Raw genomic sequence first — 10,883 nt, 5'->3', positions numbered from 1 at the left:
GCCGTTGGCCGGCCCTCGGTATCGCCTGGGCCGGCCAACGGCCGGCGCTACCGAAACCGCCTCCCGACATATTCTCACAAAGACTTACAGATTCTTGCGCGCAGGTATCAGCAGATTCCCGAACAACAAACCTGCCACCAGCGCCATTACCACGTTCAGCACGGTCATCAACACCAGCTGCCCCGCACTGACATCCTGCTGCTGCACCAGGGTGAGCACCCCGCGCAACGTGGTACTGCCGGGCACCAGCATGATGATGCCGGGCAGGCGGATGATCGCCCCCGGTCGCTGCACCAGCCGGCCAAACAGATTGCCCGCGCCGGTCATCACCATGGCGGACAGGAAAATACCCGCCGGCAATCCCCACGCCTGGCCGGCGAATTTTGAAATGGCATAGCCGGCAATCGAGGCCGCGATCACCCACGGATAATCGCGCTTGTTCGCCTTGAACAGCATCGCAAACGCAAACGCTGCCAGCAGCAGTGCGCTCCATTCCACCCAGTCTGCCTGCGGCCGTGACGCGCGCACCTGCGGGTCCAGGCCGATGATGCCCGACAGGGTCACCGCGATCACCGCGCCCACGGTCAGTTTCAAAATCGTGGTCACCGCACCGGCAAACCTCGCCGTGCCGGAGACCCAATGTTGGCTGGCCAGTTCATTGACCGCGTTGGTCAGCGACATACCCGGCAGCATCACCACCAGCGAGGCGATGATCACCGTATTGAGATTCAGCGGTGCCACGAACGACGCCACCAGCGCCGCCACCGTGCCGGCCAGCAGAGCCGCCAATGCTTCGCTGGCCTCGCGCGAGGCCGGACGACGGTCGGTAATGAGCGACATCAGGCCGATCAGCAGACCGATCACCCCGGCCGTGGCGATATCCAGCCAGGGCAGTTTCCACAACCCGGCCACGCCCGCCGCACCCAGGCTGTAGGACAGCATCATGCGGATCTTGCCGGCGCGTCCGGGGTCTTTATCCAGCTGCCGCAGCGCGGTGTGGCCCTGGGCGATGCTCATGGTGCCGTTGGCGACCGAATCGGCGATGCGGTCGGCGATACTCAACTTATGCAGGTCGTTCTCGCCCGGAGCCAGACGGATCACGCGGGTGATATCCGACGAACCAATCGCCTTGGTCGGGTCGCTGAAGCTCAGGATCAGCCCGGTCGGGTTCGACCACGGTTCGCAGTCCAGGTCCAGCTGCTGCGACAGCGCCACCACCGCCGCTTCCAGCCGCTGCGCCGTGGTGCCATAGCTGTGCAGGCGACCGGCGATTTCAGAAACGAAGGCGACCCGCTGTGCGTAGGTGGCCGGTGGGGTAGCGATGGCGGGTGCGTCGGCAGACATGCGGCGTAGTATTACCCGAAGCCTGCCCCGGCTGAACACCGGGCTGTCGTCCGCTGCACACACTTGGTCTGCACGCAGACAGGTTATGCTGCATGCAGGACGCCCCATGACGCCAAACCAACCTCCCCGACTCGAACAGGATCCACAGGACCCCGGCCTGATCCGGCTGTCCGGCCAGTGGACGTTGCGCACCGCGCTGGACGCGGCCGAAGTGCTGCGCGGCGTTCCCGAACAGCTGACCGGGATTGACGCCAGTGGCATCACCCAGCTCGATTCGGCCGGCGTGCTGCAGGTGCTGCGGGTGGCGCATCGCGCCAACCTGGGTGAGGACGCACTCGCCTTCCGCCAGGAGCACCAGGCGCTGGTCTGCACCATCGAGGAAGTCGCCGACGACCGGCCCAAGCCCAAGCGCGACTTCGGCGTGCTGGCCGCGCTGGAACGCCTCGGCCGCAGCATGCACGGCGTCGGCCAGAACATCGTGCTGCTGGCCGGCTTCCTCGGCGAAAACCTAGTCAAGGCCGGCCGCCTGCTGCGCCAGCCGCGCCGCCTGCGGCTCACCGCCACCGTGCACCACATGGAGCAGGTCGGGCTGGACGCCGTGCCGCTGGTGGCGCTGCTGTCGTATCTGGTCGGCGCGGTGATCGCCTTCCTCGGCTCCACCATCCTGCGCGACTTCGGCGCGGAAATTTACGTGGTCGAACTGGTCAGCATCGCCTTCCTGCGCGAATTTGCGGTGCTGCTCACCGCCATCGTGCTGGCCGGGCGCACCGCCAGTGCATTCACCGCGCAGATCGGCTCGATGAAGGCGCGCGAGGAAATCGACGCCATCCGCACCCTCGGCCTGGACCCGGTCGACCTGCTGGTGTTGCCGCGCCTGATCGCCCTGATGGTCACCCTACCGCTGCTGACCTTCGTGGCGATGATTGCCGGCTTGGCCGGCGGCGTCACCGTCGGCGCGTTCGACCTGGATATTCCGCCGCAGATGTACCTGGCCCGCCTGCACGACACCATCGAGGTGCGGCACATGCTGGTCGGTCTCGCCAAGGCCCCGGTGTTTGCCGCGGTGATCGGCCTGATCGGCTGCCTGGAAGGCCTGAAGGTCGAAGGCACCGCACAGTCGGTCGGCGAGCGCACCACCTCCAGCGTGGTGCAGACGATCTCGCTGGTGATCATCATCGACGCGTTCGCCGCGTTGTGGTTCATGCACATGGATTGGTGACGCGCATGACCGACGACCTTGCCATCCATGTGCGCGGGCTGACCAACCGTTTCGGCAGCCAGACCGTGCACGACAACCTCGACCTGGACGTGCGCCGCGGCGAGATTCTCGGCGTGGTCGGCGGCTCGGGCACCGGCAAGTCGGTGCTGATGCGCAGCATCCTCGGCCTGCGCCACCCCGATGCCGGGCAGATCGAGGTCCTGGGCGTGGATGCGCGCTCGGAGAAAGCCGCCGATCGCCTGCACATCGAACGCAACACCGGCGTGCTGTTCCAGGACGGTGCCCTGTTCTCCTCGCTGAGCGTGGGCGAGAACGTGCAGGTGCCGCTGAAGGAACACCACCGCGAGCTGCCCGAGCGCTGGCATTACGAGCTGGCCCTGCTCAAGGTGAAGCTGGCCGGCCTGCCGGCGGATGCGATCAACAAGCTGCCCTCGCAGCTGTCCGGCGGCATGCGCAAGCGCGCCGGCCTGGCCCGTGCGCTTGCGCTGGACCCGCCGCTGCTGTTCCTGGACGAGCCCACTGCCGGGTTGGACCCGATCGGCGCGGCCGCCTTCGACCGCCTGATCAAAACCCTGCAGGAAGCGCTGGGCCTGACCGTGATGCTGATCACCCATGACCTGGACACCCTGTACGCGATCTGCGACCGGGTGGCCGTGCTGGCTGACAAACAGGTCATTGCCAATGCCCCGCTGCACGAAATCGAACAACTGGAGCACCCGTGGATCCAGGAGTACTTCCACGGCCCCCGTGCCCGCGCTGCCCGCGCGGCCAAAGAGTGAGTGACCCATGGAAACCAAAGCCAATTACGTACTGATCGGCGCGTTCACCCTGATCGTCGGCCTGGCCCTGCTGGCCTTCGGCTTATGGGCCGCAAAGTATTCCTCCGACCGCACCTGGACCGAGTACCGCGTGGTGTTCCGCGAGGCCGTGACCGGTCTTTCGGTTGGCAGCCCGGTGCAGTACAACGGCATCGCGGTCGGCTCCATCACCGAGCTCAACCTGGTGCCGGATGACCCGCGCCAGGTGGTCGCGCGCATCCGCCTCAACTCCAACACCCCGGTCAAGACCGACACCCGCGCCAAGCTGGCGATCACCAGCCTGACCGGCCCGTCGATCATCCAGCTCAGCGGCGGCACGCCGCAGGCGCAGGCGCTGACCGCGGTGAACAAGGACCCGGCACCGATCATTCCGACCACGCCGTCGGCACTGCAGAACATCACCGACGTGGCCAACCGCATCGTCGAGCGCATGGACCAGGTGCTGAGTGACCGCAACGTGGCCGCGATCAATGCCACCCTGGCCAACCTGGAAACCATCAGCGGCGGCCTCGCCGACCGCGACCAGGGCACCCAGGCGCTGCTGCTCAGCGCGCGCGATGCCGCGCGCAGCCTGGACCAGACCCTGAAGACCACCAACGGCACCATCCAGCGCCTGGACACCAACCTGGTGCAGCAGCTGCCGCCGATCCTCAACAAGCTGGAAACCACGCTGACCAAGCTGGATTCGGCCGCCGGCAATGCCGACTCGATCCTCGGCGAGAACCGCGCCGCCATCAACAGCTTCGCCAACGACGGCCTGGGCCAGCTCGGCCCGACCCTGACCGAGCTGCGCGGGCTGATCCGCGACCTGCGCCGGGTCAGCGACCGCCTGGACAACAACCCCGCCCGCTACCTGCTGGGCCGCGACGCGCCGAAGGAGTTTGAACCCAAATGAGCCACATCCCTCTTCTTCCCGCCCGCCCCCTGCGCCTGCTCGCCCCGGTCGCGCTGATCTTCGTGCTCGGTGCCTGCTCGCTGCTCGGCGGCGGCGAACGCAGCAAGGTCACCATCTATTCGCCGGTGGTGCGCATCGAACCCGATGCCGCTTGGCCGAAGGTCGACTGGCAGCTCATCCTGGTCAAACCCACTGCCGCCCGCGTGGTCGACAGCCCGCGCATCAACGTGCGCCCGGAGCCGTCCGAGCTGCAGGTGTACAAGGGCGTCAGCTGGGCCCAGCCGGCCACCGACATGGTCGACGACGCGCTGGTGCGCGGCTTCGAGGACTCCGGCCGCATCTCTGGCGTGGCCCGTGCCACCACCGGCATCCGCGCCGACTACAAGCTGGCCCTGGACGTGCGCCGCTTTGAAGCCGACTACAACGGCCAGTCCACCCCGAATGCGCTGATCGAGCTCAACGCCAAGCTGATCCATGTGGTCGACCAGCGCGTGGTGGCGGATCGCACCTTCCGCCAGGAACAGCCGGTCGGCAGCACCGACACCGCGCAGGTGGCACGCGCGATGGAGGAAGGCTTGAAGGCGGTGACCCATGAGGTAGTGGGTTGGACGCTGGCGACCGGGCAGGCGGATTACCAGAAGCCCGCCATCACCCCGCCGCCGCGACGTTGATGCCCCGTAGAGCCACGCCCTGCGTGGCTGCGCCGTAATTGCACGAGGTCGAAGCCACGCAAGGCGTGGCTCTACGGATTCGGCGTGATCCACCGGAACGTCAAATTGATCCGCTCCCCCACCACCCGCGCGCTCTTCGGCAACGCATGCTGATACAGCCGCTGCGTCTGCCCCGCCATCACCAGCAGATCGCCATTGCCCAGCGTCACCTCCGCCTTGCGGTTGTGATCCTCGCGCCGGCGCAGCAGAAACCGCCGCGCCGCCCCCAGGCTCAATGACGCGATCACCGGCTCCGGCCCCAGCTCCGGCTCGTTGTCGCTGTGCCAGCCCATGCCGTCATCGCCATCGCGATACCGGTTCAACAGCACGCTGTTGAACCGCGCCCCGCAGAATTCGCCCAGTTGCGCGCAGAGCGGCACCAACACCGGATGCCACGGATGCGGCACGAAGTCCGTGCCCGAATAGCGATAGCGCGCCGTCGGGTCGCCCATCCAGCAGCTCAACCGCGGCGAATCCACCTGGCGGCCGAAGATGCGGATCTTGTGCACCTCCCACGGCACCTCTTCGCGCAGCGTGCGCTGCAGGGTGTCAGCGGAGGCGGCTGCCAGCCAATGGCGATGCCAGTGCACGCGGGCGTCGGGAAGGTGGAGGTCCATGGGGCAACGTTATCACCCCACACGCCCCGTAGAGCCACGCCCTGCGTGGCTTCGTTTACCTCTTGACGTCGGAACCGGGACTGGGAACGGCGCGACCTCGCGGCCACGCCATTCCTTCACTCAATTACCGGGCAGCGTCAATGCCAGATGTAGCCCAGTATCCCCTCAAAGTTGGCGGGATACTTCCGCTCACAGTCAGCACTAGTAGTGTCGAAATGATCGCCCCAGCGCCGTCCACCCAAGCCTGTCCGCATGCAACGATAGAGCGGCACCGTTCCAGGCAATTGCGTTGCCGCGATATGGCCCGTAACGGGGTCGCTGGTCTTTTTTATGTGTCCTTCGCAACCGGGATCACGCGAAGTGAAGTGATCACTGTAGTCGTTGGCGACACATGCAAAGAGTGGAACACTCCCTTCAAACTCGGTGAATGACACAAAGCCAATGACGCCTTGACGTCTACCGGGATGGGTCATGTGGCTGGGGACCGGACGTACCGAATACATGATGTCTTGCCAGATCCAACGTTCCAGTTCAACCAACTGCACTCCTGCAGGCACGGATGCCGGCTGGACCGCCATCGCGGCGGCAGCATTCCCTTCATCGCCAACGTACAGACCGTCTTGCGCACCGGCCACCTGACATACCGAGATGGCAGCACCCAGAAAAGCAAAGCTGAAAACTCGACTCATTCGACTCATTCGATCCCTCTCCTTAGAAGCGCAGAATGCGCACACCGAGTCTAGTAACCGGTCGCGCACCATATCCAATGTGATGTCGTCTTCGGCCCCTGCGGGGTCGGTCGCTTGTGCCGCGCTTTGCGCGGGTACCACGCAGGGCGTGGTACCTACGAATTGCTGCGGGCGCAGGACGGTGGCGGCATTCGCCACGCATTGTGTGCCAATCGCGACGCGGCGCGCTGGCTTTTTCCTGACTAAAAATGATGCGCCCGCACATGCAATGCGATGCACATCACACTCGCTGAAACGCTTGGCGTAGCAGGCGATGCGCCATTCCTGCATTCATTCGCGACATCGCCGTTTTCACTAACGGTCCATCCGCGTCACTGCTCCGGGAAAAGTCCGATTCCGTTATCGTCGCGTTGTCCGCATGGTGGACACATGGAGTCTGAAAACTCCGCAGCTAACTGATGTCGTACGGCCCGCGTCGGGAGGGTGACGAAATACAACACCCTCGCGGGAATACGTCGCACCGGTTTGTTAGTTGCACGGTTTTCAGCCTCCCGACATCCCTCGCCATCCCGGCGAGGGAGATTTCCGGAGATGTACACCATGCACTTCAATCGCTTCGATCCCTACAACCGCGCCGTTTCCACCAGCATGCTGCACTGGAACATCCCCCGCAGCCTGGTGGTTGGCGGCCTCCAATACGTTTACCAGGGCAACACGGGCCTGATGGTTCCCTGGCTGGACCTGCGCGGCATGTGGATGCAGCGGGCCGAGTTTGATGAAGGCCGGCGGATCTACCTGGGGGTGAATCCCGGGACGATTCTGCTGAGCACCGACAAGGAGGCGGTACGGACGATGGCGCGGCTGCGTCGGTGGTGGTGACGCGGTGGCTGGGGCGGATCGCGGCGTGCTTAGGCTGAAGAGCGGTTCAGGGTTCCCATGGCCGGCCAACGGCCGGCGCTACCGGGGTCCTATTTGCCGGTATTGGCCCCGAGCGCTGACAATAGTGGCCTCTGCCGTATCGCTGGAGCCTGCATGCCTGTCGCCGCCGTTACCCTTACCGTGGGCCGTCCTTCATGAGTTCCATGAAGGCACGGCTGCGTCAGGCCGTTTATCTGGTGCTGCGCACCGGATTCCGCGCCCTGCCGCTTTCGGAAGGCCAACGCGATCGCCTGCGCGGGCGCTTCCTGGACAAGCATTCGGACTGGGTACCGCCGCCGCCGCGCGGCCGGGTTGACCCCGCAGCGGGCGGGCAGGCCTACCGCCCGCTGCAGCGCGCGGACGAGCCGGCCATCGGCCATGTGCCCTACCGCAGCGAGCCGCTGCCGGAAACGCTGCCAGCCACGCTGGTAGCGTTCTACCTGCCGCAGTTCCACCCCATCGCGCAGAACGATGCGTGGTGGGGCAAGGGTTTCACCGAATGGCGCAACGTCACCCGCGCCCTGCCCCAGTTCGAAGGCCATGTGCAGCCCCGGTTGCCGGCCGATCTGGGCTTCTATGACCTGCGCAACCCGCAGGTCATGCGCGACCAGGCCGCCTTGGCACGCGAGTATGGCATCGGCGCGTTCTGCTTCTACTACTACTGGTTCAGCGGCACCACTCTGCTGGAAACCCCGTTGCGCCAGTGGCTCGCCGACGACAGCATCGATTTCCCGTTCTGCCTGTGCTGGGCCAACGAGAACTGGGCACGGCGCTGGGACGGACGCAGTGAAGACATCCTGATCGGCCAGCAGCACAGCGCCGAAGACGATATCGCCTTCATCACCCACATCGCGGACTACCTGCGCGACCGTCGTGCCCTGAAGGTCGACGGTAAGCCGATGCTGCTGGTGTACCGCCCGCACCTGCTGCCGGACGCACGCGCCACCGGCGAACGCTGGCGTACGTGGTGCCGCGACAACGGCGTGGGCGAAATCCACCTGGCCTATGTGCAGGGCTTCGAGCGCCCGGACCCGCGCGAAATCGGTTTCGATGCAGCGGTGGAGTTCCCGCCGAACATGAGCAACCCGCGTTCGCTCACTGCAGACCAGTACCTGATCAACCCGGCATTCGAGGGCGATGTGCGCGATTGGCGCGAACTGGCCGCCGAAATTGCCGCGCGCCCGCTGCCGGAGTACCCGCTGTACCCCGGTGTGAATCCGGGCTGGGACAACGAGGCGCGCCGTTCCGGGCGCGGCCGCGTGTATCTGCACGCGTCGCCGCGTGGCTATCGCGACTGGTTGTCGACCACCATCCACCAGCGACTGGCACCGGTGCCGGCCTCGCAGAAACTGGTCTTCATCAACGCGTGGAATGAGTGGGCCGAAGGCGCGGTGCTGGAGCCGGATGTGCGGCTGGGCCATGCGTATCTGGACGCAACGCGGCAGGCGTTGCGCGCGCCGAAGTCACCGCCTGCGCCGACCAGCCCCTGCGTGGTGATTCATGCCTGGTATCTGGAAGAGCTGGGTTCGCTGCTGGACGCGGTGAAGCGCAGCGGGCTTACCGCGCGACTGCTGTTGACCACCGCACCCGAACACCGCGCCCGCGTGGATGCCTTGCTGGATGCCTCGGGTCTCGCCGGCGAAGTGCTTACTTTCCCCAACCATGGTCGCGATATCCTGCCGTTCCTGCACGTGGCGAACCTGCTGCTCCGGCAAGGTGAGGACGTCGTTCTGAAGCTGCATACCAAGCGCTCCACGCACATGCAGAACGGCGCGCAGTGGCGCGAAGAGATGCTGCAGCAGTTGCTGGCGAATGGCCGCGGATCCGAGGCCGTGGCGGCCTTCCACGCAGAACCTCAGCTTGGGTTGCTCGCCCCCCATGGCCACTTGTTGGCGGTGAACGACTACATTGGCGCGAATGCGGTCGCGCTGGCCCATCTGCAGGTGCGGCTGGGACTGACAGGCGATCTGACCACCAGCGAGTTCAGCGCGGGCAGCATGTTCTGGGTGCGGTTGGCGGCACTTCGGCCCTTGCTTGATGCGCACCTGCCTGCCAGCGCGTTTGAAACGGAGGCCGGGCAGATTGACGGCACGTTGGCGCATGCAATCGAGCGCCTGCTGGGTGCGGTGTGCACCCAGGCTGGTTACCGGGTGGGAACCATCGGCACCGGTGCCGTCGCGAACCCCGATTACGCGTTCGCGCGGCGTAGTTGATGTTGGCAGGGGGTCACGACCAACGGTCGCGACCTACCTGCTTAGCCGGCGAAAGCGACGCCGGTCTTTTCCTTCAGCTCATCCGAACTGACACCCGGTGCCGCTTCCACCAGCACCAAGCCCTTGTCGGTCACGTCAAACACGGCAAGATCGGTGATGATCCGATCCACCACGCCCACGCCGGTCAGCGGCAGGGTGCACTCCGGCAGGATCTTGTGTTCGCCGTTTTTGGCGGTGTGCTCCATCAGCACCACCACGCGCTGCACGCCGGCGACCAGATCCATCGCACCGCCCATGCCTTTGACCATCTTGCCGGGCACCATCCAGTTGGCCAGGTCGCCCTTGTCGGTGACCTGCATGGCACCGAGAATCGCCAGATTCACGTGACCGCCGCGGATCATCGCGAAGCTGTCGTGGCTGCCGAAGTAGCTGGCCCCGGCACGCGCGGTGACGGTCTGCTTGCCGGCGTTGATCAGGTCGGCGTCCACTTCCGCTTCTGTCGGGAACGGACCAATACCGAGCAGGCCGTTCTCGGACTGCAGCCACACGTCCACGCCCTCGGGGATGTGGTTGGCCACCAGCGTGGGCAGGCCGATGCCCAGGTTCACGTACGCGCCGTCAGTGAGTTCGCGGGCGGCGCGCTGCGCCATTTCATCGCGGGTCCATGCCATCTCAGTTGCCCTCCGCACGCACGGTGCGCTGTTCGATCCGCTTTTCCGGGGTGGGGTTGTGCACGATGCGGTGCACGTAGATGCCGGGCAGGTGCACCTGGTCCGGGTCGATGCTGCCGACTGGCACCACCTCTTCCACTTCCACGATGCACAGCTTGCCGGCCATCGCGCAGGCCGGGTTGAAGTTGCGCGCGGTCTTGCGGAACACCAGGTTGCCGGCTTCGTCGGCCTTCCAGGCCTTCACCAGCGCAACGTCGGCACGCAGCGCGGTTTCCATCACGTAGTGCTTGCCGTCAAATTCGCGGGTTTCCTTGCCCTCGGCGACCACGGTGCCGTAACCGGTGGCGGTGAAGAAGGCCGGAATGCCGGCCCCACCGGCACGCAGGCGCTCGGCCAGGGTGCCCTGCGGGTTGAACTCCAGTTCCAGTTCACCGGCCAGGAACTGGCGCTCGAACTCCTTGTTCTCGCCCACATAGGACGAGATCATTTTCTTGATCTGGCGGGTTTCCAGCAGCTGGCCGAGGCCAAAACCGTCTACGCCTGCATTGTTGGAAATGACCGTGAGGTCCTTCACCCCGGTGTCGCGCAAGGCCGCGATCAGCGCCTCGGGAATGCCGCACAGGCCGAATCCGCCAACCGCCAGGGTCTGGCCATCAGCCACGGCACCTTGCAGCGCCTGTGCCGCGCTGGGGTAGCGCTTGCTCTTGGAGGTAGGTCGTTCCATTCCAGATTACCTTGCTCGGTGATAATGACCCATTCTAGCGACACCGGATGACGCGTCTGAGTGCG

General features: G+C 65.5%; 11 protein-coding genes. 6 read left to right on the top strand and 5 right to left on the bottom strand.

The genetic code is table 11. The features are described from left to right. Positions 1–84 precede the first annotated feature (84 nt). Entirely contained in the window at positions 85–1,344 is a 1,260-nt protein-coding gene (locus QMX83_RS06645) for a threonine/serine exporter family protein (protein WP_282295851.1), read from the bottom strand. 106 nt (positions 1,345–1,450) lie between these two features. On the opposite strand from QMX83_RS06645, the gene QMX83_RS06640 reads away from it, so the two are divergent. From QMX83_RS06640 to QMX83_RS06625, 4 genes are read left to right on the top strand one after another with little or no spacing between them, the layout of a single operon-like run. Further along, complete coding sequence (locus QMX83_RS06640) at positions 1,451–2,563, top strand: ABC transporter permease (RefSeq protein WP_282295849.1); 1,113 nt, start codon at positions 1,451–1,453, stop codon at positions 2,561–2,563. A gap of 5 nt (positions 2,564–2,568) precedes the next feature. After that, positions 2,569–3,342 carry an ABC transporter ATP-binding protein gene (locus tag QMX83_RS06635; RefSeq protein ID WP_282295847.1) on the top strand — a complete coding sequence of 258 codons (774 nt, stop codon included), beginning with the start codon at positions 2,569–2,571 and terminating at the stop codon, positions 3,340–3,342. 7 nt (positions 3,343–3,349) lie between these two features. Then, positions 3,350–4,276 carry an MlaD family protein gene (locus tag QMX83_RS06630; RefSeq protein WP_282295846.1) on the top strand — a complete coding sequence of 309 codons (927 nt, stop codon included), beginning with the start codon at positions 3,350–3,352 and terminating at the stop codon, positions 4,274–4,276. Next, complete coding sequence (locus QMX83_RS06625) at positions 4,273–4,947, top strand: ABC-type transport auxiliary lipoprotein family protein (RefSeq protein ID WP_282295845.1); 675 nt, start codon at positions 4,273–4,275, stop codon at positions 4,945–4,947. The genes QMX83_RS06630 and QMX83_RS06625 overlap by 4 nt, the downstream gene beginning before the upstream one ends. A gap of 71 nt (positions 4,948–5,018) precedes the next feature. Here QMX83_RS06625 and QMX83_RS06620 read toward each other — a convergent pair whose 3' ends face one another. Further along, positions 5,019–5,603, bottom strand: a complete 585-nt coding sequence (locus QMX83_RS06620) for an alpha-ketoglutarate-dependent dioxygenase AlkB (protein WP_282295844.1) — start codon at positions 5,601–5,603, stop codon at positions 5,019–5,021. A 137-nt stretch (positions 5,604–5,740) separates the two neighbouring features. Beyond that, positions 5,741–6,622: a hypothetical protein gene (locus QMX83_RS06615; RefSeq protein WP_282295843.1), complete on the bottom strand. Its 882-nt coding sequence runs from the start codon at positions 6,620–6,622 to the stop codon at positions 5,741–5,743. A 270-nt stretch (positions 6,623–6,892) separates the two neighbouring features. Between QMX83_RS06615 and QMX83_RS06610 the strand changes: the two genes are divergently transcribed. Both QMX83_RS06610 and QMX83_RS06605 read left to right on the top strand, forming a co-directional pair. After that, positions 6,893–7,171 (top strand): hypothetical protein, encoded by a 279-nt coding sequence (locus QMX83_RS06610; RefSeq protein ID WP_282295842.1) that lies wholly within the window; start codon positions 6,893–6,895, stop codon positions 7,169–7,171. A 194-nt stretch (positions 7,172–7,365) separates the two neighbouring features. Further along, positions 7,366–9,423 carry a glycoside hydrolase family 99-like domain-containing protein gene (locus QMX83_RS06605; protein WP_336618949.1) on the top strand — a complete coding sequence of 686 codons (2,058 nt, stop codon included), beginning with the start codon at positions 7,366–7,368 and terminating at the stop codon, positions 9,421–9,423. Between the two features lie 41 nt (positions 9,424–9,464). On the opposite strand, the gene QMX83_RS06600 is transcribed toward QMX83_RS06605, so the two are convergent. Both QMX83_RS06600 and QMX83_RS06595 read right to left on the bottom strand, forming a co-directional pair. Continuing rightward, positions 9,465–10,094: a CoA transferase subunit B gene (locus QMX83_RS06600; RefSeq protein ID WP_282295841.1), complete on the bottom strand. Its 630-nt coding sequence runs from the start codon at positions 10,092–10,094 to the stop codon at positions 9,465–9,467. Position 10,095: 1 nt separating this feature from the next. After that, complete coding sequence (locus tag QMX83_RS06595) at positions 10,096–10,818, bottom strand: CoA transferase subunit A (protein WP_282295840.1); 723 nt, start codon at positions 10,816–10,818, stop codon at positions 10,096–10,098. Positions 10,819–10,883 lie beyond the last annotated feature (65 nt).

This window comes from Stenotrophomonas sp. PS02289, assembly GCF_029960115.1.
In the GTDB taxonomy this organism is placed as follows: domain Bacteria; phylum Pseudomonadota; class Gammaproteobacteria; order Xanthomonadales; family Xanthomonadaceae; genus Stenotrophomonas.
The sequence above is the reverse complement of the archived record's forward strand: the minus strand, read 5'-3'. Positions and strand labels throughout refer to the sequence as shown.

Excerpts from the sequence above, each read along its gene's own strand:
- QMX83_RS06645 (WP_282295851.1), bottom strand. The coding sequence starts at position 1,344 with ATGTCTGCCGACGCACCCGCCATCGCTACCCCACCGGCCACCTACGCA.
- QMX83_RS06615 (WP_282295843.1), bottom strand. The coding sequence starts at position 6,622 with ATGCAGGAATGGCGCATCGCCTGCTACGCCAAGCGTTTCAGCGAGTGT.
- QMX83_RS06600 (WP_282295841.1), bottom strand. The coding sequence starts at position 10,094 with ATGGCATGGACCCGCGATGAAATGGCGCAGCGCGCCGCCCGCGAACTC.
- QMX83_RS06605 (WP_336618949.1), top strand. The coding sequence starts at position 7,366 with ATGAGTTCCATGAAGGCACGGCTGCGTCAGGCCGTTTATCTGGTGCTG.
- QMX83_RS06635 (WP_282295847.1), top strand. The coding sequence starts at position 2,569 with ATGACCGACGACCTTGCCATCCATGTGCGCGGGCTGACCAACCGTTTC.
- QMX83_RS06620 (WP_282295844.1), bottom strand. The coding sequence starts at position 5,603 with ATGGACCTCCACCTTCCCGACGCCCGCGTGCACTGGCATCGCCATTGG.
- QMX83_RS06625 (WP_282295845.1), top strand. The coding sequence starts at position 4,273 with ATGAGCCACATCCCTCTTCTTCCCGCCCGCCCCCTGCGCCTGCTCGCC.
- QMX83_RS06595 (WP_282295840.1), bottom strand. The coding sequence starts at position 10,818 with ATGGAACGACCTACCTCCAAGAGCAAGCGCTACCCCAGCGCGGCACAG.
- QMX83_RS06610 (WP_282295842.1), top strand. The coding sequence starts at position 6,893 with ATGCACTTCAATCGCTTCGATCCCTACAACCGCGCCGTTTCCACCAGC.
- QMX83_RS06630 (WP_282295846.1), top strand. The coding sequence starts at position 3,350 with ATGGAAACCAAAGCCAATTACGTACTGATCGGCGCGTTCACCCTGATC.
- QMX83_RS06640 (WP_282295849.1), top strand. The coding sequence starts at position 1,451 with ATGACGCCAAACCAACCTCCCCGACTCGAACAGGATCCACAGGACCCC.